Source organism: Pseudomonas sp. NBRC 111127 (genome assembly GCF_001320345.1).
GTDB lineage: Bacteria > Pseudomonadota > Gammaproteobacteria > Pseudomonadales > Pseudomonadaceae > Aquipseudomonas > Aquipseudomonas juntendi.
On sequence record NZ_BCBD01000011.1, the window covers coordinates 35,617 to 56,758 of the forward strand.

19 protein-coding genes are annotated in these 21,142 nt (G+C 65.9%); 8 read left to right on the forward strand and 11 right to left on the reverse strand.

Features of this window, described 5'->3' with window-relative positions; all coding sequences use genetic code 11:
- Positions 1-155 precede the first annotated feature (155 nt).
- The gene (locus APH30_RS03965; RefSeq protein ID WP_054911738.1) at positions 156-1,166 is read left to right on the forward strand and encodes an AraC family transcriptional regulator; all 1,011 of its coding nucleotides are present in this window, start codon (positions 156-158) and stop codon (positions 1,164-1,166) included.
- A 45-nt stretch (positions 1,167-1,211) separates the two neighbouring features.
- Here the strand turns inward: APH30_RS03965 and APH30_RS03970 are convergent, their stop codons facing one another.
- Positions 1,212-1,652 (reverse strand): carboxymuconolactone decarboxylase family protein, encoded by a 441-nt coding sequence (locus tag APH30_RS03970; protein ID WP_029887041.1) that lies wholly within the window; start codon positions 1,650-1,652, stop codon positions 1,212-1,214.
- Positions 1,653-1,852: 200 nt separating this feature from the next.
- Here APH30_RS03970 and APH30_RS03975 point away from each other — a divergent pair, with 200 nt between their 5' ends.
- Positions 1,853-3,046 (forward strand): CynX/NimT family MFS transporter, encoded by a 1,194-nt coding sequence (locus APH30_RS03975; RefSeq protein ID WP_054911739.1) that lies wholly within the window; start codon positions 1,853-1,855, stop codon positions 3,044-3,046.
- Here APH30_RS03975 and APH30_RS03980 read toward each other — a convergent pair.
- The 6 genes from APH30_RS03980 to glcD all read right to left on the reverse strand — a co-directional run bounded on the left by APH30_RS03980 (position 3,039) and on the right by glcD (position 9,214).
- Positions 3,039-4,472: a PLP-dependent aminotransferase family protein gene (locus tag APH30_RS03980; RefSeq protein WP_054911740.1), complete on the reverse strand. Its 1,434-nt coding sequence runs from the start codon at positions 4,470-4,472 to the stop codon at positions 3,039-3,041. The genes APH30_RS03975 and APH30_RS03980 overlap by 8 nt on opposite strands.
- Before the next feature lie 84 nt (positions 4,473-4,556).
- A complete protein-coding gene (locus APH30_RS03985) occupies positions 4,557-4,895 on the reverse strand; it encodes a hypothetical protein (protein ID WP_033691133.1) in 339 nt (112 codons plus the stop codon).
- Between the two features lie 131 nt (positions 4,896-5,026).
- Positions 5,027-5,425 (reverse strand): heme-binding protein, encoded by a 399-nt coding sequence (locus tag APH30_RS03990; protein WP_054911741.1) that lies wholly within the window; start codon positions 5,423-5,425, stop codon positions 5,027-5,029.
- On the reverse strand, positions 5,418-6,653 hold the full coding sequence (gene glcF / locus APH30_RS03995; RefSeq protein ID WP_054905077.1) for a glycolate oxidase subunit GlcF: 1,236 nt from the start codon (positions 6,651-6,653) through the stop codon (positions 5,418-5,420). The genes APH30_RS03990 and glcF overlap by 8 nt, the downstream gene beginning before the upstream one ends.
- Positions 6,654-6,662: 9 nt before the next feature.
- Positions 6,663-7,715, reverse strand: coding sequence for a glycolate oxidase subunit GlcE (gene glcE, locus APH30_RS04000; RefSeq protein WP_054911742.1), 1,053 nt, complete (start codon positions 7,713-7,715; stop codon positions 6,663-6,665).
- The gene (glcD, locus tag APH30_RS04005) at positions 7,715-9,214 is read right to left on the reverse strand and encodes a glycolate oxidase subunit GlcD (RefSeq protein ID WP_054911743.1); all 1,500 of its coding nucleotides are present in this window, start codon (positions 9,212-9,214) and stop codon (positions 7,715-7,717) included. Before glcD ends, glcE begins: the two co-directional genes overlap by 1 nt.
- Before the next feature lie 195 nt (positions 9,215-9,409).
- On the opposite strand from glcD, the gene glcC reads away from it, so the two are divergent.
- On the forward strand, positions 9,410-10,174 hold the full coding sequence (gene glcC, locus APH30_RS04010) for a transcriptional regulator GlcC (protein WP_054911744.1): 765 nt from the start codon (positions 9,410-9,412) through the stop codon (positions 10,172-10,174).
- Positions 10,175-10,234: 60 nt separating this feature from the next.
- Here glcC and APH30_RS04015 read toward each other — a convergent pair whose 3' ends face one another.
- The gene (locus APH30_RS04015) at positions 10,235-10,552 is read right to left on the reverse strand and encodes a DUF2388 domain-containing protein (RefSeq protein ID WP_009686497.1); all 318 of its coding nucleotides are present in this window, start codon (positions 10,550-10,552) and stop codon (positions 10,235-10,237) included.
- Positions 10,553-10,741: 189 nt separating this feature from the next.
- On the opposite strand from APH30_RS04015, the gene APH30_RS04020 reads away from it, so the two are divergent.
- Positions 10,742-11,374, forward strand: coding sequence for a glutathione S-transferase family protein (locus APH30_RS04020; RefSeq protein ID WP_054911745.1), 633 nt, complete (start codon positions 10,742-10,744; stop codon positions 11,372-11,374).
- A gap of 61 nt (positions 11,375-11,435) precedes the next feature.
- Here APH30_RS04020 and mrdA read toward each other — a convergent pair whose 3' ends face one another.
- Entirely contained in the window at positions 11,436-13,331 is a 1,896-nt protein-coding gene (mrdA, locus tag APH30_RS04025) for a penicillin-binding protein 2 (protein ID WP_054911746.1), read from the reverse strand.
- 562 nt (positions 13,332-13,893) lie between these two features.
- Here mrdA and APH30_RS04030 point away from each other — a divergent pair.
- Complete coding sequence (locus APH30_RS04030) at positions 13,894-15,231, forward strand: MFS transporter (RefSeq protein WP_054911747.1); 1,338 nt, start codon at positions 13,894-13,896, stop codon at positions 15,229-15,231.
- A gap of 56 nt (positions 15,232-15,287) precedes the next feature.
- Positions 15,288-16,028, forward strand: a complete 741-nt coding sequence (locus APH30_RS04035; protein WP_009686503.1) for a GntR family transcriptional regulator — start codon at positions 15,288-15,290, stop codon at positions 16,026-16,028.
- On the opposite strand, the gene APH30_RS04040 is transcribed toward APH30_RS04035, so the two are convergent.
- On the reverse strand, positions 16,008-16,958 hold the full coding sequence (locus APH30_RS04040; protein ID WP_054911748.1) for a PDR/VanB family oxidoreductase: 951 nt from the start codon (positions 16,956-16,958) through the stop codon (positions 16,008-16,010). The genes APH30_RS04035 and APH30_RS04040 overlap by 21 nt on opposite strands.
- A gap of 12 nt (positions 16,959-16,970) precedes the next feature.
- Entirely contained in the window at positions 16,971-18,038 is a 1,068-nt protein-coding gene (locus APH30_RS04045; protein WP_054905548.1) for an aromatic ring-hydroxylating dioxygenase subunit alpha, read from the reverse strand.
- A 200-nt stretch (positions 18,039-18,238) separates the two neighbouring features.
- Between APH30_RS04045 and APH30_RS04050 the strand changes: the two genes are divergently transcribed.
- Both APH30_RS04050 and APH30_RS04055 read left to right on the forward strand, forming a co-directional pair.
- A complete protein-coding gene (locus APH30_RS04050; protein ID WP_054911749.1) occupies positions 18,239-18,907 on the forward strand; it encodes an ABC transporter ATP-binding protein in 669 nt (222 codons plus the stop codon).
- Positions 18,904-21,142: ABC transporter permease (locus tag APH30_RS04055; protein ID WP_054911750.1), on the forward strand; the 2,239-nt coding region annotated here is incomplete at its 3' end. The genes APH30_RS04050 and APH30_RS04055, both read left to right, overlap by 4 nt.

Sequence of the window (21,142 nt, forward strand, 5' to 3'; positions counted from 1 at the left end):
ATAGGCATGGCGGGACTGGGCCAGGCTCTGCGAGAATGGCCGGCGAGGTCCCGAAGTGGGTCCGAGTCTAGGCAAAGGCTCTGTTGCAGCCTATGCCGGAACTGTTCAAACAACCTGGCACTTTTTGCCACTCAGCATAGACAGCGAACACCGCCATGCGCGATAGCGATTCGGTCGCCGTGTACTTCCTCAACGCCATGCTGCATGCCCTGCACGATTGCCCCGCCGAGCGTGACGCGCATTTGCGTGCGGTGGGCATCGACCCGCACCTGCTCGACCAACCGCAGGCGCGGGTGCCGGCCCGGGCCTTCGCCGAGCTATGGCTGGCAATGATCCGGCGCCTGGACGATGAGTTCTTCCGCCTCGACAGCCATGGCATGCCGTTGGGCAGTTTCGCCCTGATCTGTCGGGGCCTGATCCTGGAACCCAACCTGGAAAAGGCTCTACGCCAGTGCCTGGCAGGCTTTGGCCTGTTCCTGCACGATCTGCGCGGCAGCCTGACCGTGCGCGGTAGCCGGGCGCTGATCAGCGTGCAGTCGAGCATCGCCGACCCGTTGACCCGGGTATACGCCGAGGAAACCTACCTGGTGCTGATGGTCGGCCTGCTGTGCTGGCTGGGCGGGCGCAGGGTGGCGATTGACCGGACCGAACTGGCAGTGGCCCGCCCAGCCCAGGAGGATGACCTGCTGTTGTGGGGGCCGGACCTGCGCCTGGGCAGCGGGCGTACCGAGGTGGAGTTCGACAGTGCCTGCCTGCGCCGGCCGGTGGTCCAGGACGTGGCGGCGCTGAAAACCTTCCTGCGCAGCGCGCCGCAGGGGCTGGTCATTCGCTTTCGCAACCAGAACGGCCTGGTGGCCGAGGTGTACCGGCATTTACGGGCGCGTGGCTATGGGCAGTGGCCCACGTTGGCGTCGCTGGCACAGCAGCAGGGTATCAGTGCCAGCACCTTCCGCCGGCAGTTGGAGCGCGAGGGGCGCTCCTACCAGCAGATCAAGGACGAGGTACGCCGGGCGATGGCTTTCGAGCGCTTGCGCGAAGGCGTGCTGAGCATTGCCGAGATCGCCGAGCAGGCCGGCTTTCAGGAGCCCAGCGCGTTCCACCGGGCGTTCAAGAAATGGACCGGGCAGAGCCCCGGTAGCTACCGCGCGCGGTTGGCCGGGCGCTGATCTTGGCCAGTGCCGACCCTTGCGCGGGTGCCACCGCGCCAACACTCAGCCCGCCGGCACCATGGCGAAGCCCACCCCGAAGCGGTTCCAGGCATTGATGGTGGCGATCGCCAAGGTCAGGTTGACCACTTCGGCCGGCTCGAAGTGCTGCAGCAGGGCTTCGTATTCGCCCTGCGGCGCACCCCGTTCAGGCAGGCGGGTAAGGCTCTCGAGCCAGGCCAGTGCTGCCCGTTCACGCGGGGTGAAGTACGCGGTTTCCTGCCACACGCACAGTGTTTGCAGGCGTGCCTCGGTCTCACCGGCCTTGCGCGCATCGTTGGCATGCAGGTTGACGCAATAGGCGCAGCCGTTGATCTGCGAGGCGCGCAGGCGCACCAGTTCCAGCAGCGAGTTTTCCAGGCCGCACCTGGCCAGCGCCTGTTCCAGGCCGACCATGGCTTTGTAGGCTTCGGGCGCGTGCTTGGCCCATTCGATACGGTTGTGCATGGCTGTCTCCAATGCGGATGTGGGGGGTGATGGCGCTACTGTAGCGCCGTTGATTGGCCACCCCGATAGCCAATTGCACGCTTGCGCAGGGGGCCAATGTCCATTCAGCTGGCCACTGACAGGCATCCAATCTCTTCATTTCTGCGCAGCCAGCCAAGCCGGGATAATGGTCGATCTTGCACGAAGAGAAACGAACGACCATGAGACCTGCGCTGAACCTGTTGCTGGTGATTTTGTTGGCCCTGAACCTGCGGCCGATCCTGACCAGTATCGGCCCCTTGCTCGAGCCCATGCGCGCCACTACCGGGCTGGGCTACCAGCAGGCCGCCCTGCTGACCGCTTTGCCGGTGCTCTGCATGGGCCTGGTGCCGTTGCTGCAGCCGTGGCTGCGGCGCTGGCTCAGCGAGCACGGCGGTATGCTGGGCGGCCTGGCGGCGATTGCCATGGCTTGCCTGTGGCGCCTGCAACTGGACAGTGCCTGGGCATTGATCGCCAGTGCGGTGGTCGCTGGCCTGGGCGTAGCGGTGGTACAGGGCATGATGCCGGGGCTGGTGAACCGCTGGTTCCCCCGCCGCCTGGCGGCGGCCATGGGCCTGTATTCGGCGGCGCTGATGAGTGGCGGTGGCCTGGCGGCAGTGCTGGGCCCGCACATCAGTGCGCACTTCGGCCACTGGCAGGCCGGCCTGGGCCTGTGGGCGGTGCCGGCCGTGCTGGCGTTGCTGGCCTGGGCCGTGCTGCGGCCACGCCATGGCACAGCGAAGCTGGCAGGGGCATCCGGTGGGCACTGGTTCGGCACGCGCCGGGCCTGGTTGCTGGCCCTGTACTTCGGCTTGATCAATGGCGGTTACACCAGCATGGTTGCGTGGTTGCCGGCCTACCACACCGAGCACGGCGGCAGCGCCCAGGGTGGCGCCGACCTGGTGGGCCTGATGACCATTTTCCAGGTGGCCGGCGCGCTCGGCTTGCCGCTGTTGCTGCGGCGCTATGCTGACCGGCGCCCCGGTTTGTGGCTGGCGCTGGCAATCCAGCTGGTCGGCTTTCTCGGCCTGCTACTGGCCCCCACCGTGGCCGCGGGGCTGTGGGTGGCGCTGATCGGTTTCGGCCTGGGCGCTTGCTTCAGCCAGTGCCTTACGCTGACCCTGGAGCATTTGCAAACGCCAGCCGAGGCGGGCAGCCTGGCGGCATTTGTGCAGGGCATCGGCTTCATCATTACCGGGGTCGTGCCCTACATCACCGGTTGGCTGCGGGATATCAGTGGTGACTTCCAGGCGTCGTGGACACTGTTGACGGTCACCGTGCTGGCCATGCTGTGGGTCACCACGTTTTTCAACCCGCGCGGTTACTCGGCCGCCATCGCCCGCCCGGCAACCGGCAAGGCGGCACCGGTCAGTTGAGGTGCTGCAGGGTGTCGCGCACGCGATCCAGTGCGGGGTCGATATCCAGCAGTTCAATGGCACCGAAACCCATCAGCAAGCCCTGCCGCGCAGGCGCTTCGCTGAAGAACGGCGCCAGTGGGTACAGGCCGACCTCGACCTTGCGCGCCAGGTTGGCCAGCAATTCCACGTCGACCCCTGGTCTGGCCAACGCGCTCAGATGAAAGCCGGCGCTGGCCGGAACCGCGCTGAACCAAGGGGCCAGGTCGCCCTGCAGGCGCGCCAGAATGCGTTCGCGGCGCGTGCTGTAGACCTCATGGCAACGGCGGATGTGCTTGTGCAGGTGGCCCTCGGCAAGGAAGCGCGCCAAGGCCCACTGCAGCAAGCTCGGGCTGTGCCAGTCACTGAGGTGCTTGGCCACACAGGCGGCCTGCAGTACGGCAGGCGGCAGCACGGCGTAGCCCAGGCGTAGCTCAGGCAAAAGGGTCTTGGAAAACGTGCCCACGTAGGCCACCAGCCCCTGTCGGTCCAGGCGCTGCAAAGCATCCGCAGCGGGCCCCTGGTAGCGGAATTCACAGTCGTAGTCGTCTTCGATGATCAGCGCCCCCAACTGCGCAGCCCGCGCCAGCAGCGCGTGCCGGCGCGCCTCGCTCATCGGCATGCCCAGCGGGAACTGGTGCGATGGCGTGACGTAGATCAGCCGGGTGCCGTCGGCGATGTGCTCGACGCACAGGCCCTGGTCGTCGACCGGTACCGACTGCAGCCGCGCGCCCAGGGCCAGGAACAGCTGCCGTGCCGGTGGGTAACCGGGGTCTTCCATGGCCACCTGGCAACCTGGCTCGACCAGCACGCGGGCGATCAGGTCCAGGGCCTGCTGGGCGCCGTTGCACACGAGCAGGTCGGCTGCGCTGCAGTGCACGCCACGGGTGTAGGCGATGTGGTGGGCGATGGCCTGGCGTAGTTCAGGCAAACCCTGGGCCGTAAAATGCCGTTCGGGGTGGCGCTGGCTGCGCCGCAGGGCGTAGTTCAGGCAACTGCGCCACTGGTCGAAGGGGAATTGGGCCTTGCTCGATACGCCGCCGATGAAATCGTAGCGTGAAGGGGCCTGCGCCTGGCGTTGGCTGAGCACCGTGGCGCGCGCTTGCCAGCGTTCGAGCGATGCGCTGGCGGCCAGGGGGATGGCGGCAGGTTCGCTGCTGCGCAGCGGCTGGCGCGGAGTCACGAATGTACCACGGCCCACCACACCGCTGAGCAGGTTGTCATAGGTCAGGCGTGAGTAGGCTTCGGCTACCGTCTTGCGCGACACACCCAGTTGTTCGGCCAACAGACGGGTGGGCGGCAGCTGGGTGCCAGCTGCCAGGTGGCCACTGTCGATGCCAGCGCGCAATTGCTGGTAAAGCTGATCGGTGAGGCCTTTGCGGCCATCCAGGCGAATGTGCAGTTCCATGGAACGGTCCGGAGCGGGGGTGCCCACAGGATAGCGGATTGGCTGCGCCGTGTGCGCCGGGCCGCGAGCCTTGCGCTACGGCTGTCAGAGCCGGGCGGTGCTGATGGTGATGTAGCCTTTGCCCGCCAGCGCAATGCGTATCTGGGTTTCGTCTGTGGCTGCCTTGCGGTTGCGTTTGATGCATACGCCGTCGATTGCCGCCGCGCGCATGTGCTCGGCAATGGCGCGCCCGTTCGGGTCGAAAAGCACCTCGCTGGCCAGCAGCTCGATGCGCTCGATCAGCAAACGGGTCTGTTCGTCTGTAGCGCAGAAGAACATCACCCCTGACAGGTGCGGGTCGTCATCAGGGTTGCTGATGTCATGGGCGAGCATTTCGCGCAGGCTGCTGCGCAGTTCGGCAATGGAGCGTGCGTACGGGTGCATGCGGCGTTTCCCCTGGCTGGTCATGCTGCGCCGATCTTGTTTTCTCAACGCTGAGCCGGCAAGTAAGACGCGTCTGAACATTTTGTAGGGGAATTCTGAGTCTGCCCGAGTGGCAACCCTCTGTGCAGCCTTCACAAGGCTGCTGCGCCCGCCTTGGCCACTTGTGCGTCCTGGTCGGGCTTGACCCCCGACACGCCAATGGCACCCACCACCTGGCCCTGCACCTGCAGCGGTACACCGCCCTCCAGGCAGGTCAGCAGCGGTGCGGTGACGAACGCGGTGCGCCCGCGATTGACCATGTCTTCGTAGTCCCGGGTTTCCTTGCGCCCCAGCGCCGAGGTGCGGGCCTTTTCCATGGCAATGTAGGCACCGGCTGGCGCACACCCATCCAGACGCTGCAGGGCCAGAGGGTGCCCGCCGTCGTCGACCACCACGATGGTCACAGGCCACTGTTCGGCCAACGCATGCTGGCGCGCAGCCTCAAGTACACGGGTCACCTCGGCCAGGCCGATCACGGGTTTGCTATGCATGGGCGTTCTCCGGCCGCAAGGCGGCTTCGACGATTTCCACCCAGTGCCTGACGGGGGTGCGCCCTGCACCGGCGAGGTGGGTCTGGCAGCCGATGTTGGCCGTAGCGATGATGTGCGGCTTGCCGCTTTCCAGCGCGTTCAGGCGGTTGTCGCGCAGTTGCAGGGCCAGGTCCGGCTGGGTCAGCGAATAGGTGCCCGCCGACCCGCAACACAGGTGGCCATCGGGCACGGCGGTCAGGGTGAAGCCCAGGCGGGTCAGCAATGCCTCCACCGCCCCGCCCAGTTTCAGGGCATGTTGCAGGGTGCAGGGGCAGTGAAAGGCCAGGCGCTGTTCAGCGCACAGGCCCAACTGCTCGACGGGCTCGGCAGCCAGCACCTCCACCAGGTCGCGGGCCAGCGCGCTGACGCGCGCCGCCTTGGCTGCGTACTGGCGGTCCTTTGCCAGCAGATGGCCGTAGTCGCGCACGAACGCGCCGCAGCCACTGGCCGTTTGCACGATGGCTTCGGCACCCGCCTCGATGGCGGGCCACCAGGCGTCGATGTTGCGCCTTGCACGCTGCAGGCCCTGCGCCTGGGCGTTGAGGTGGTAGTCCACGGCGCCACAGCAGCCGGCCTGGCGGATCGGCTGCACACTGATCCCCAGCCGGTCGAGCAGGCGCGTGGCAGCGGCGTTGGTATTGGGCGAGAACGCCGCCTGCACGCAGCCTTCGAGCATCAGTAACCGGCGTGCATGGCGCGGCGCCGGGCGCTCGCCGGGCGGTGTCACCGATGCCGGCAGCTTGCCCTTGAGCGTGGCCGGTAGCAGCGCTCGCAGGGCCTGACCGCTGCGGGTCAGCGCCTTGAACAGTGCCGGGCGTGGTACCACTGCGCGCAGGCCCTGGCGCAGCAGGCGCTGGCCGAGTGGTCGCGGCACCTGCTGCTCGGCCACGGCGCGGCCAATGTCCAGCAGGTCGTGGTAGCGCACCCCGGACGGGCAGGTGGACTCGCAGTTACGGCAGCTCAGGCAACGGTCCAGGTGCAGTTGGGTGCTGGCGCTGACCGGCTCGCCTTCGAGCATCTGCTTGATCAGGTAGATACGGCCGCGCGGGCCATCCAGTTCGTCACCCAGCAACTGGTAGGTGGGGCAGGTGGCGGTGCAGAAACCACAGTGCACACAGGCGCGCAGGATGCTTTCGGCTTCGTCGGCGCGGGGCAGGCGGCGGGCGCTTTCGCTGAGGTTGGTTTGCATGGTCTGGCCTCACAGGTCCGGGTACAGGCGGCCGGGGTTGAATACCCCCTGGGGGTCGAGCTGTTGCTTGAGCGCTTGGTGGTAGCGCATCAGCGCAGCGGGCAGTGGCGGGCTGCTGGCCGCACCGGGGGTGTAGGCGGTCGCGTGGCCGCCCACCCTGGCAACCGCCTCGCGAATGCTGTGCGCCTCTGCGTCAGACTTGAGCCAGCGCTGGGCCCCGCCCCAGTCGATCAATTGCTCGCCGGGCAATGCCAGCTCGCCGCAGGCAATGGGTACGGATAGCCGCCACAGCGCGGCGGGGCCGTTGAAAAAGGCCATGCGCTGTTCGCGCAGGTCGTTCCAGAACCGGCTGTCCAGTGCCTCACCGCCCAGCCGCAGGCGCGCCGATTGCACCGATCCCTCGCCGCCTTCCAGGCGCAGGTACAGGGCATCGCCGTGGTGGCAGGCGGCGCTGATCGGCAGCGGCTGCTGGCCCCATTCGGCCAGTTCGGCCAACGCCTCGTGGCGGCCCATCGGCAGCCGCAGGCTCAGGCACTGGCGCGGGCGTGGCAGCACCTTCAGCGAAACCTCGGTCAACAAGCCCAGGCAACCGAAGCTGCCCGCCATCAGGCGCGACACATCGTAGCCAGCGACATTCTTCATGACCTCGCCGCCAAAGCGCAGCAGCTTGCCGTGGCCGGTAATCACGCGTGTTCCCAGTACGTAATCGCGCACCGACCCCGCCCAGGGCCGCCTGGGGCCGGACAACCCGGCCGCGACCATGCCGCCTAACGTCGCATCAGGCCCCAGGTGGGGCGGTTCGCACGGCAGCATCTGGCCGGCCTGGTGCAGCGCTGCCTCGATTTCGCGCAGCGGCGTGCCAGCGCGGGCGGTCAGCACCAGTTCGGTCGGGTCATAGCTGACGATGCCCCGGTGGTGGCGGGTGTCCAGCACTTCAGCCACCACCGGGTTGCCGAGCATGGCCTTGCTGCCGCTACCCTGAATGCGCAGTGCCGTCCCTTGGTTCAGCGCCTGGTTTACCTGTTCGAGCAGGGTCTGGCTGTCGTCGTGGTCCATGCTCATCAGAAACGCTCCAGCTCGGGAAAAGGCAGTTGCCCGTGGTGCACGTGCAACGCGCCGAATTCGGCGCAGCGGTGCAAGGTGGGGATGTTCTTGCCGGGGTTGAGCAGGCCTTGTGGGTCGAACGCAGCCTTCACCGCATGGAACAAGGTGATTTCGTCGCTGTTGAACTGTGCGCACATCTGGTTGATCTTTTCCCGGCCGACCCCGTGTTCACCCGTGATGCTGCCGCCCACGGCCACGCACAGTTCGAGAATCTTGCCGCCGATAGCCTCGGCGCGCTCCAGTTCACCCGGCAGGTTGGCATCGAACAGGATCAGCGGGTGCATGTTGCCGTCGCCGGCATGGAACACATTGGCCACGCGCAGGCCGTATTCGCTGGACAAGTCGCTGATGCCTTTCAGCACGCGCGGCAGCTCGCGGCGTGGGATGGTGCCGTCCATGCAGTAGTAGTCGGGTGAAATGCGCCCCACGGCCGGGAAGGCATTCTTGCGCCCGGCCCAGAAACGCGCCCGCTCGGCCTCGTCGCAGGCCAGCCGCACGTCGCGGGCGCCGGCTTGCGCCAGCACGGCCGCGACCCGTTCGCAGTCAGCGTGCACATCGGCCTCGACACCGTCCAGCTCGCACAGCAGGATGGCCGCCGCCTCCACCGGGTAGCCCGCGTGGATGAAGTCCTCGGCGGCGCGGATCGCCAGGTTGTCCATCATCTCCAGGCCGCCGGGGATGATCCCGGCAGCAATGATCTGGGCCACGGCGCGGCCGGCATCCTCGACACTGTCGAAGCTCGCCAGCAGTACCCGTGCGACTTGCGGCTTGGGCAGCAGCTTGACGGTCACTTCGGTGACGATGCCGAGCATGCCTTCGGAGCCGGTGAACAACGCCAGCAGGTCGAAGCCAGGGCAGTCGAGGGCATCGCTGCCAAGGGTCAGGTGTTCACCCTCGACGGTGAGTATTTCGACCTTGAGCAGGTTGTGCACGGTCAGGCCGTACTTCAAACAGTGCACGCCGCCGGCGTTTTCAGCCACGTTGCCGCCGATGGAGCAGGCTATTTGCGAAGAGGGGTCAGGTGCGTAGTACAGGCCATGGGGGGCTGCAGCCTGGGAAATGGCCAGGTTGCGTACCCCGGGCTGCACCCGGGCGAAGCGACCCTGCGGGTTGACCTCCAGGATGCGGTTGAAGCGCGCCATGACCAGCAGAATGCCCTTGGCCAAAGGCAGGGCGCCACCGGACAGGCCGGTGCCGGCGCCACGCGCCACTACCGGTACGCCGCGTTGGTGGCACAGTTTGAGCAGCGTCTGCACCTGCTCCAGGCGTTCGGGCAGAACGACCAGCAACGGTACGGTGCGGTAGGCCGACAGGCCGTCGCACTCGTAGGGCTTGAGGTCTTCTTCGCGGTGCAAAACGTGCAGGTCTGGCAGGGCAGCCTGCAATGCCTGCAACAGCGCCTCGCGGTCAATGCTGGGCAGCGCACCATCGACGCGTTCGTCGTAGAGAATGGTCATTGGCTCACTCGGCAACGGTTTTTATTGTTGTTGGCAAAGCGGTCACGCTTGCAGCCTGCGCGCGGTGCTAGTCTGGGTCGAGTGGGTCCGCCACTGGTCCTACCAGTTTTTCGGCTGGGTACTGGCCGTTGGTGGCCTGGCTTGGCTAGATTGCAGGCGGGTGTGCAAGTGGTCCTACCAGCAGGAGGGTGCGCAATGGCGAATGAGGGCAGGGCGAAGGTGGCCGACCAGGTGGCCGAGCGGGTCGAGCGGCTGATTGTCGAAGGCGTGCTCAAGGTGGGCCAGGCATTGCCTTCGGAGCGGCGGCTTGTCGAGAAGCTGGGGTGTTCGCGCTCTGCACTGCGTGAGGGGCTGCGGGTGCTGCGCGGGCGGGGCATCATCGACACCGAGCACGGGCGCGGCTCCTTTGTCGCCGACCTCACCGGGCAGGCGGGCCACACGCCGTTGATGCATCTGTTCAGCTCACAGCCGCGCACATTGTTCGACTTGCTGGAAGTGCGCGCCTTGCTGGAGGCCGAATCTGCCCGGCTGGCAGCTTTGCGCGCCACCGACGTGGACCGCTTGCTGATCCGCCGCCGTTATGAGGACATGCTGGCGGCACACCAGGCCGCCGAGGCCATCGATGCCCGTGAGCATGCCCGCCGCGACCACGCGTTCCATCGGGCGATCAGCGAGGCCTCGCACAACCCGGTGCTGGTACACACCCTGCAATCGCTGAGCGATCTGACTTTGAGCACAGTGTTCGCGTCGGTCAACAACCTGTACTGCCGGCCGGCGCAGAAACGCCAGATCGATCGCCAGCATGCACGCTTGTATCACGCGGTGATGGAGCAGTTGCCGGAACAGGCCCAGCGCGCGGCGCGCGAGCACATCAATGGCATTCGCGACAGTTTGCGGGAGATCGAACAGGAGGACCAGCGCCTGGTCAGGGCGACCATGCGTATGGATGGTTGGGGGTGAGCCGAACCTGCACCGGCCCCTGCGTGGGTAGATTCACACAGAGGCGGGTGCAAGTCTGATTCAACGATCAGCGATGCGGTCATCCTGCGACAGAATGGCCCTGGCCAGCTCTTCGTCGTCGGCCTGTAGCCCTGGGTGGTCCTTGCGGGCCTGTTCCAGTGCGGCTTCGACATAAGCGCCGCGAATCGCACCCCCACTGGCAACGAACGCCGACAGCTCGTCGCGGGCAGGAATGATGCGTTTGTCATCTTTGAAGGTGGAATACAGCGAAGCGGAAACACCGGCCGAGGTGGCGACGTCGCCGGCATCGACGCGGGCCAGTGCGGCACCGGCAGGCAGCAGGAGCAGCAGCGCAGGGGCGATGAGTAGGTGGCGCATGTCGTGTTCTCCAGAAGGGTGAAGCCCAAGGAATAAACCACTCAGAGGTTAAGAAAGCATCAGTGTGAAAGTAGTTCCGTTGTTTGTTGGCAGAATGCATGCCCGCAGGTGGGACCGGGCATTGACCGCCTCGCGGTGCGCGTGGTCTGCTCTGCCATTCGCTCATCACAGCCACCGCAAGGTTCGCCCATGCCTGACTACAAGCTGCATTGCTTCGCCGAATCCGGCAACGCCTACAAGGCCGCGCTGATGCTGCAATTGACTGGCCAGAACTGGCAGCCAGTGTTCGTCGATTTCTTCAACGGCCAGACCCGCGAGCAAGCCTGGCGCGATGAGGTCAATGAACAGGGTGAGGTGCCGGTGCTGGAGCACGCTGGCAAGTCCTTGACCCAGTCTGCGCTGATTCTGGAGTACCTTGCGCAGCAGACCGGGCAATTCGGCCCCCGCGACGCGGACGAAAAGCGCGAAATCTGGCGCTGGTTGCTGTTCGACAACCATAAGTTCACCAGCTATTACGCGGCGCTGCGTTTCCTGTTCTGCCTGAAGAACACGGGCGAAACCGACGTGACGCAGTTCTTGCGCGAGCGTGCCACCGCCGCGTACCGCATTGTCGATGCCCATCTGGCGAAGGCCCCGTTCATGGTGGGCGGGCGGTTGACCATCGCCGACCTGTCGCTGGCGGGGTATGTGTTCATGCCGGAGGACACCGGTATGGCGTTGGCCGAGTTCACCCACATCGAGGCATGGAAGGCACGCATCCAAGCCATGCCAGGGTGGAAGCACCCCTACGAGCTGATGCCTCATACCGGTGGGCAGCACTGAGGGCACGGGGCTGCTCTGGGCTTGAAGCACGGGCCCGCTCAGCCGGCAGGCCCGCGCAGCATCAGGTATGCGGCGTAGTGCGCGGTGGCACGGCACCCGCATACTCGGGCTTCAGGTGCCCCTGTTCGTCCAGCAGGTAGGCGTCCATCACTTCACGCACCACAGGCCCCGCCACCCGGCCACCGGCTTCGCCGTTCTCGATCATCACCGCCACCACCACGGCCGGGTGGTCAGCCGGGGCAAAGCCGACGAACAGGGCATTGTCGCGGTGCCGTTCCAGTGTCTTGTCACGGTTGTAGCGTTCACCCTGCTTGATCGCCACCACCTGTGCGGTGCCGCTTTTGCCGGCAATCCGGTACTGCGCGCCGGCCGCCGCCGCACGGGCGATACCCCGCGGGTCGTGCATGACCATCTGCATGCCCTGGCTGACCTGGTCCCAGGCGTGCTTGTCATGCAGCACGATGTCGGGCATCGGGTGGGGGTCGACCGGTGCATCGCCGCCTACGGTCATGGCCAGGTGCGGGCGGTGCCACACGCCCTTGCTGGCCAGCAGGCTGGTGGCCTGGGCCAGCTGCAACGGGGTGACCTGCATGTAGCCCTGGCCGATGCCAAGGATCAGTGTTTCGCCAGGGAACCAGGCCTGGCGCCGGGTGGCCCGTTTCCATTGGGCAGAAGGCATCAGGCCGGCGGCCTCTTCGAACATGTCCAGCGACACCTTCTGGCCCAGGCCGAACTCCGCCATGTAGTCGTGCAGGCGATCAATGCCCAGTTTGTGCGCCAGGTCGTAGAAGTAGGTGTCGTTGGAGCGCATGATGGCTGTGTACATGTCTACCCAGCCGTCACCGCTGCGGTTCCAGTTGCGGTACTTGTGGGCGTAGTTGGGCAGCTCGTAGTAGCCCGGGTCGAACACCCGGCTGCCGGGGGTGATCACGCCGCTGTCGAGGCCGGCGATGGCCACTTCCGGCTTCACCGTCGAGCCGGGCGCGTACAGGCCGCGCAGCACGCGGTTGAACAGTGGGCGGTCGATCGAATCGCGCAATTGTGCGTACTGCTTGAAGCTGATGCCCTTGACGAACAGGTTGGGGTCGAAGCTGGGGTTGCTGACCATGGCCAGCACGTCACCGTTGGCCGGGTCCAGCACCACCACCGAGCCACGGCGGTCGCCCAGGGCCTTTTCGGCAGCGACTTGCAGGCGGGCGTCCAGTGTCAGCACGATGTCCTGCCCGGGTGTCGGGGCCTTGCGGTTTAGCATGCGCATCACCCGGCCCTGGGCGTTGGTCTCGACTTCCTCATAGCCCACATGGCCATGCAGCTGGCTTTCGTAGAAGCGCTCGATGCCGGTCTTGCCAATCGACTGGGTGCCCCGGTATTCGGTGCTGTCGACTACTTTGGCCTCCTTCTCGTTGATACGGCCCACGTAGCCAACCGAATGGGCGAAATGAGCGCCCAGCGGGTACTCGCGGATGAACTGTGGTTCGACCTCCAGGCCCGGCAGGCGGAACTGGTTGACCGCCACCAGGGCGATCTGCTCTTCGCTCAGCCCCACTATCAGGGTGACCGGCTCGAACGGCTTGCGGCCCCGGCGCAGGTCCTTGTCGAACTGCTTGCGGTCGTCCTCGTTCAGCCCCAGCACCTGGGTCAGGGTGTCGAGCACCTTGGCCGAATTGCCGCCGGTCCGCTCGCGGGTGATGGTCAGGTCGAAGCTGGGCTTGTTGTCGGCCAGCACCACGCCGTTGCGGTCGTAGATAAGCCCGCGCTCTGGGGCGATGGGCAGCACATGCACGCGGTTGTTTTCCGACACGGCACTCTGCTGGTCGTGCTGCAGCACCTGCAGCACATAGAGCCGACCCACCAGCACGGCACACAGGCTGAAGACCAGGGCGGCGCAGGCCAGAAGCCGGCGGTTGACCAAGTGCTTTTCCTTTTCGTGGTCCTTGAGGGGGATAGGTTGCGGCATTCGGGGCTCTTTTGTGCGGGTTTCGCGCCGATGTGCAGGCGCGCGAACGGGCGGGGGATGCTACGCAACCCACCCGGCAGCCTCAAGCCGGGTGGGGGCTGGCGGTAGCCTGGCTTGCGCTGTGCGCCGCATGGTCAGGGCGCTGGGGCGCTATATGAAGATTTGTTCATGGCGCCGGGTGCGATGACAGGCCTATGCGGTAATGCCGTGATCGATATGGATCCATGTACTGAATCTGTTCGATAAACGAACGCGAATTAACGGTAATCATGAATATGTAAAGTACTGATAATTGAGATTTAAATTTTTGGTTTTTGGGCTGATCAGAATGTCATCACCGGCCTGGGCCGTGCTTGGGTTAGCCCCATGGATTGTTTGTGGATCCATTATTTGTTTGATTAGCGCCTGACATCGGCTGGAGCCCTCCAGCCTGATGCGCCGACAACTACAAGAAGGGTTCAGTCATGAATGGCTTTTCCAGGGTATGGAACCGTCAGGGTTCCTTGCGCTTTGCCTGCGCGTGCGTTGCCGTTGTGCCACCTGCAAAGCGGCAGGTGGCGCTATGAATACCGACCTCAAGCAGCGCCTGGACAACGACCCGATGGGGCGCTTTCAGTGCCTGGCCATCGGCATATGCATCCTGCTCAACATGATCGACGGCTTCGACGTGCTGGTCATGGCCTTTACCGCTGCCTCGGTGTCTGCGGAGTGGAACCTCAACGGGGCGCAGGTGGGCTTGCTGCTCAGTGCCGGCCTGTTCGGCATGGCGGCGGGCTCACTGTTCATCGCACCCTGGGCTGACCGCTTCGGGCGGCGCCCGCTGTTCCTGCTATGCCTGGTGCTGTCGGGGGTCGGCATGCTGCTCTCGGCGTTGAGCCAGAGCCCGATGCAACTGGCCCTGTTGCGTGGGCTGACGGGCCTGGGCATTGGCGGCATCCTGGCCAGCAGCAACGTCATTGCTAGCGAATATGCCAGCAAACGCTGGCGCGGCCTGGCGGTCAGCCTGCAGTCCACCGGCTATGCCCTGGGGGCAACCCTGGGCGGTTTGCTGGCGGTGTGGCTGCTGGGGCAGTGGGGTTGGCGGTCGGTGTTTCTGTTCGGCGGCATCGTCACCGTCTGCGTGTTACCGCTGGTCTGGTTGTGGTTGCCGGAGTCGCTGGACTTTCTGCTGGCACGCCGGCCAGCCAACGCCCTGGTGCGGGTCAATCGCTTGGCGGTAAGGCTAGGCCACCCGGCACTGGCGCAGCTGCCAGCGCTTGCGGCCAGGGTGCCGGGCAGTGCCAGCGGTTTCCGGCAACTGTTGGCGCCGGCCATGCGCCGGACCACGCTGGTGATCTGGCTGCTGTTCTTCCTGGTCATGTTCGGTTTCTACTTCGTCATGAGCTGGACCCCGAAGCTGCTGGTGGCGGCCGGGCTGTCCGCGCAGCAAGGCATTACGGGCGGTGTTCTGTTGAGCGTGGGCGGCATCCTCGGCGCGGCGCTGATCGGCGGGCTGGCCTCGCGCTGGCCGCTTACCCGCGTGCTGGCGCTGTTCATGCTGACCACTGCGGCGCTGCTGGTGCTGTTCGTGGCCAACGGGGGCTCGGCTAGCGCGGCATTGGCCCTGGGCCTGTTGATCGGGCTGTTCGCCAACGGCTGCGTGGCCGGCTTGTATGCCTTGTCGCCGGTGGTCTACGACGCATCGGTGCGCGCCACCGGCGTGGGGTGGGGCATCGGCATCGGGCGTATGGGCGCCATTGTGTCGCCCACCGTGGCGGGTGTGCTGCTCGATGGCGGCTGGCAGCCGCTGCACTTGTATGGGGTGTTTGCCAGTGTGTTCGTGCTGGCGGCGGGGTGCCTGCTACTGCTGCGCCCACCCAGGCCGGCCCCAGTGGCGGTCAGCGATGCGCTGAGCCACTGACTACTCGAGCCCGGCTTGCGCTAAGATGCCGGCTCGTTTCCCTGGAAGTTGCCTGGATGAGCAAGCCCGGTCAAATGGTGCTGGTCGCGTTGCGCAAGATGATCGCCTCAGGCGAGCTGGCGGCCGGCGAGCGCCTGATGGAAGTTCCCACTGCCGAACTGTTCGGCGTTTCACGCATGCCGGTGCGCATGGCCTTTCGCACGCTCGAACAGGAAGGCCTGCTGGTCCGCTTCGGCGGCCGGGGCTTTCAAGTGCGTTCGGTGAGCGCCGATGACATTGCTGGTGCAGTCGAGGTGCGCGGTGTGCTCGAAGGCCTGGCCGCCCGCCAGGCTGCCGAGCGCGGCTTGGCCGCGCCAGCCCGTGCGGCACTGCAGCAGTGCCTGATAGAGGGCGACCAGCTGTTCGACAAGGGCTTCGTAACCGAAGAAGACCTGCAGGCCTACCACGATCTGAACATGCGCTTTCACCAGGTGATCATCGAAGCCAGCCACAACCCGGCCATTACCGTGGCGCTGGCGCGCAACGACCACCTGCCATTCGCCTCGGTCACGGCGCTGGCGGTAGACCGCCACGACCTGGCCCGTGAATACCGGCGCTTCAACTTCGCCCACATGCAGCACCATGCCGTGTTCGATGCCCTGGTCAACCGCCAGGGTGCCCGCGCCGAAGCGATCATGCGCGAGCATGCCAACGCAACCTTGCGCTATGCCGAAACCTTCGGCGCAAACGCCTCGGGCACCGGCATGCAGGTGATCCTCCCCAGCGCGCTGGCCGCTTCAGATATCCAGCACCAGTAACGGTGTTTTCGCGCGCGAGCAGCAAGGCGTGAACTGATCGTTGAGGGCTTGTTCCTCCTCGGTCAGGAACAGGTCGCGGTGGTCTGGCGTGCCCTGCAGTACGCGGGTCAGGCACGTGCCGCAAATACCTTGCTCGCACGACATGGCGATCTCGATGCCGTTTTGCTCCAGTACCTGTACCACGGTCTGGTCGGCTGGCACCTCGAACACTTGGCCGGTGCTGTTGACCTGTACCGAGAAACTGCCGTCGTTGCTGGCGTCCACGGGTGCGGCTGCGAAATACTCGCGGTGCAGGTTGGCCTCCTGCCAGCCCAGCTCCCTGGCGCTGCCCAGCACATGCTGCATGAACCCGCCCGGCCCGCACACATACAGGTGCACGTCAGCTTGCGGGTTGCCCAGCACCTGGCGAGCGTCCAGCGCCGTTTCCGGCTGCTGGTCAAAATGCACGAACAAGCGGTCGGCAAAGGGCGTGTTGCGGATACGCTCGACGAATGCGGCACGCTCACTGGAGCGGGCGCAGTAGTGCAGCTCGAAATCGTGGCCACTGTGGGCCAACTGCTCGGCCATGCACAGGATCGGGGTAATGCCGATGCCGCCGGCAAACAGCAGGCTGCGCCGCGCCCCATCGGCTAGCGGGAACAGGTTGCGCGGCGCACTGATCTGCAGCCGCGCGCCTACCTGCACCTGCTCGTGCAGGCTGCGTGAGCCGCCCCGCGAAGCCGGGTCATGAAGTACGCCGATCAGGTAGCGGTGGCGCTCTTGCGGGTGGTTGCACAGCGAATACTGGCGCACCAGGCCATCGGGCAGGTGCACGTCAATGTGGGCCCCGGCGCTGAATGCCGGCAGCAGGCTGCCATCTGCCGAGGCCAGCTCGAAACTGCAGATACCCTGCGCTTCATCGTTACGGGATACCACGATGGCATCGATCATGTCGGTGGCTCCTCAGGCAGGGGTGGCGCTGGTGGCGATCAATTGCGGCTGTGCTGCACGCTCTTTGGCGATGACCCGCTCCAGCACCTTGCGCGATTGCACGCCACCGGCATCGATGTTCAGCTTCAGCAGGTTGCGCCCAGGGTTGGCCAGCAGGTTTTGTTGCTGGCGCTCGAGCATTTCCAGGTCCTCGCTGAAAATCTTGCCCTGGCCCTCGCGGATGTCGGCGGTCAGGTTCTGGTCGTGCGCGGCAAAATTGCGCGCCATGCCCCAGAAGTACCAGATCGAGGTGTCGCTTTCCGGGGTGATGAAGTCGACCACGATGCTCGCGGCCTTGTGCTGCGCTGCAGCGTGGTAGCCACCCTTGCCGGCATGTGCCACACCCACTTCGATCAGGACGTGGCTGGGTGGGGTGAAGCGGCAGATCTGCCAGCGGTCCACCGGCACATCGTCGGCCAGGCCGTTGCCGCGCAGGGCCATGCGCCAGAAGGGCGGGGCCATGATGTTTTCCATGTGCCGGGCGGTGACCACTTCGTCGCCGGTGACGGTGGTGACGGGCGGGGCTTCGTCGATTTCCTTCTGGCCGATGCTGGAGGCATGCACGTAGGTTTCGTGGGTCAGGTCCATGAGGTTGTCGATCATCAGGCGATAGTCGCAGCCAATGTGGAACAGGCCTCCGCCGTAGGCCCACTCTTCATTGTCTGCCCATTCCAGGTGCGGGATAAGCGCCGGGTCGGCTTGCGCCTGGTCGCCAGGCCAGACCCAGATGAAGCCATGGCGCTCCACAACGGCAAACGCCTTGTTGCACGGAAAGCCGCGAACCCGCTGGCCAGGCATCGACACCGTCTTGCCGTCGCAGCCCATGACCAGGCCGTGATAGCCGCAGACCAGGTTGCCGTCCTCCACGTAGCCGAGGGATAACGGCGCGCCTCGGTGCGGGCAGAAGTCCTCGACAGCGGCTACACGGTTCTGCTGGCCACGGTAAAAGACGATTTTTTCGCCACAGATCTGTCGGCCCAAGGGCTTGTCGGCAATTTCGTCAGGGGTGCAGGCAACGTACCAGGTGTTTTTCGGGTACATGAAGGCTCTCCAGGTTTTGTTTTTGTTTAATGGATCCATTAGAGCCATATGCGCGTGCGTGGTCAATCTGCATTTACGCAATGAACAACGCTATTTGTGCGATTATCGAATCGTCTGTGGATCCATTGATGGGCGCGTCTCTCCTATGTGTCCGTGACCTGCTATTACTGGATGGTCACCCGATACTCCAAGGCTCCCTGATGCTGGCCATCGAAAACCTGCACAAATCATTTGCCACCCCCCAAGGGCCGTTGCCGGTGTTGCAGGGCGTCGACCTGTGCCTGGCGCGCGGCAGCAGCCTGGCCTTGATGGGCGAGTCTGGCAGTGGCAAGAGCACCTTGCTGCACCTGGTGGCCGGCCTGGACCGTGCCGACAGCGGGCGCATCCTGATTGACGGCAGTGCCCTGGACAGCCGCTCGGAGGCGTCCCTGGCACTGTGGCGGCGACAGGGGATTGGCCTGGTGTTCCAGCAGTACAACCTGATCAGCAGCCTGGACGTGGGGAGCAACCTGGCATTCCAGGCCCGGCTGGCCAACCGGCACGACCCCGAATGGGGCGCCCAGCTGGCTCAACGCCTGGGCCTGGCTGACCTGCTCGGGCGTTACCCTGAACAACTGTCGGGCGGCCAGCAGCAACGCGTGGCCATCGGCCGCGCATTGGCTGGGCGCCCGGCCTGGTTATTGGCTGACGAACCCACCGGCAGCCTTGACGAAGCCACCAGCGACGAAGTACTGAGCCTGTTGCTACAACTGGTCAGCGAGGCTGGCAGTGGCCTGCTGATGGTCACCCACAGCCCCCGGCTGGCGGCGCGGCTGCAGCACCGTTGCTACCTGCAGGGTGGCCGTGTGCGCAGCGAGCAGGGCGCATGAGGCTGCTGTCGCTGGCCCTGTTGGCATTGCTCAGCCACTGGCGGCGCCACCGCGTGCAGTTTTTCAGCATCTTCACCGGGCTGTGGCTGGCCACGGCGCTATGGACCGGGGTGCAGGCCTTGAACAGCCAAGCACGCAGCGACTACGCCAGGGCCAGTGCGGTACTGGCCGGGCCACTGCAGACGCAACTGCTGCCACGCCACGGCGAACGCTTTGACCAGGCGCTGTACGTGCAACTGCGCAGGCTGGGTTGGGCGGTGTCGCCGGTGCTGGAGGGGCGCCTGCGCCTGCCAGGCGAGCCCGGGCGCAGTGTGCGCCTGATCGGCATCGAGCCATTGAGCCTGCCGGCGGCTAGCAGTATCGCCGGGGTGCAGCCCCAGGCGTTCGACCTGCAGGCGTTCATCGGCGTGCCCGGGCAGGCCTGGGTCGGGCCAGACACCTTGCGCCTGTTGAACATGACCGCAGGGCAGGTGGCCCACGACCGCGATGGGCAACCGCTGCCGCCGTTGCTGGTGCAAGCCGAGCTGGCCCCCGGGGTGATCGTGGTCGATATCGGCCACGCGCAGGCCTTGCTGCAGGCACCGCGGCAGTTGTCACGCCTGCTGGTAGCGGCAAGCCCGGGGCCTTTGCCTGCCGACATTGCGGCTGACCTTGTCGTGCAACCCCGGCAGGATGATGGCGGTTTGCAGCGCCTGACCGACAGCTTCCACCTCAACCTCACTGCGCTAGGCCTGTTGGCCTTCGTCGTCGGCCTGTTCATTGCCCATGCCGCGATTGGCCTGGCATTGGAACAGCGGCGCGGGCTGATTCGCAACCTGCGCGCCTGTGGGGTCAGCCTGGCTACCCTGCTGTGTGCCCTGGGCCTGGAGCTGGGGCTGTTCGCAGTGCTTGGCGGGCTGGCCGGGGTAGCCAGTGGCTACGCGGTGGCGGCCTGGTTGCTGCCCGATGTCGCCGCCAGCCTGCGCGGGCTGTATGGCGCGCAGGTCGCAGGCACGCTGAACCTGCCTGCGCAGTGGTGGTTGTGGGGCGTGCTGGTGAGCGTACTCGGTGCACTGCTGGCCGGGCTGGGCAGCATCCTGCGCGCCGCGCGCTTGCCCTTGCTGGCGTTGGCGCAGCCGCAAGCATGGCGCCTGGCACAGGGGCCGTGGCTGAGGCGTCAGGCTTGGGTAGCGGGCCTGTTGCTGGTGCTGGCGTCAGCTTGCGGGGTGTTCGGTGACAGCCTGACCAGCGCCTTCGGTATGCTGGCGGCGCTGTTGCTGGGCGCGGCATTGGCGTTGCCAGCCTGGCTCGACAGGGTGCTGGCCTGGTTGGCGCGCCGTTGTCAGCGGCCGTTGGCCCAGTGGTTCGTTGCCGCCAGCCGCCAGCAGTTGCCTGCCTTGAGCCTGGCGCTGATGGCCTTGCTGCTGGCGCTGGCTGCCAGCGTGGGTGTGGGCAGCATGACCGAGGGCTTTCGCAAGACCTTTGTCGGCTGGCTGGACCAGCGCTTGTCCGCCGACCTGTACGTGAGCCCAAGCGATACCGCGCAAGGCGTGCAGATAGCCCAGTGGCTGGGGCAGCAACCTGCCGTGCGGGTGGTTCTGCCTGGCTGGCGCGTCGAAACGCAGGTGCAAGGCTGGCCGGTCCAGGTGCAGGGCATTGTCGACCACCCCGTTTATCACAACCGGTGGCCGTTGCTGGAACAGCAGCCGCAGGCCTGGCAGCTATTGGCCGAGGGGCAGGCCGTGATGCTCAGTGAGCAGCTGGCGCGGCGGTTGCGTTTGCACCTGGGGGACCACCTGAAACTGCCCACGGACCCGTCTCGCCGCCTGCTCGTCGTTGGCCTGTACGCCGACTATGGCAACCCCAAGGGCCAAATGCTGGTGAATGCCCAATCGCTGCGCGCGTATTGGCCGGATGCTGCGTTGACAGGCTTGAGCGTCGACCTGCTCGACCCCCAGGGGGCCGCCTTGAAAGCCGCGTTGCAACAGCGCTTTCACCTCGACGACAGCCGGGTCGTGCAGCAGGCGCAGTTGAAGCGGTGGTCGACCGAGGTATTCAACCGCACCTTCGCCGCCACCGCCGCGCTCAACAGCCTGACCCTGGGCGTGGCCGGCGTGGCGCTGTTCATCAACCTGCTGACCTTGGGCCAGTCCCGTCTGCGCCAGCTGGCGCCGCTATGGGCCCTGGGGGTACGGCGTACCCAGCTGGTGTGGCTGAGCCTTGGCCAGGCACTGCTGCTCAGCAGCCTCACCGTGC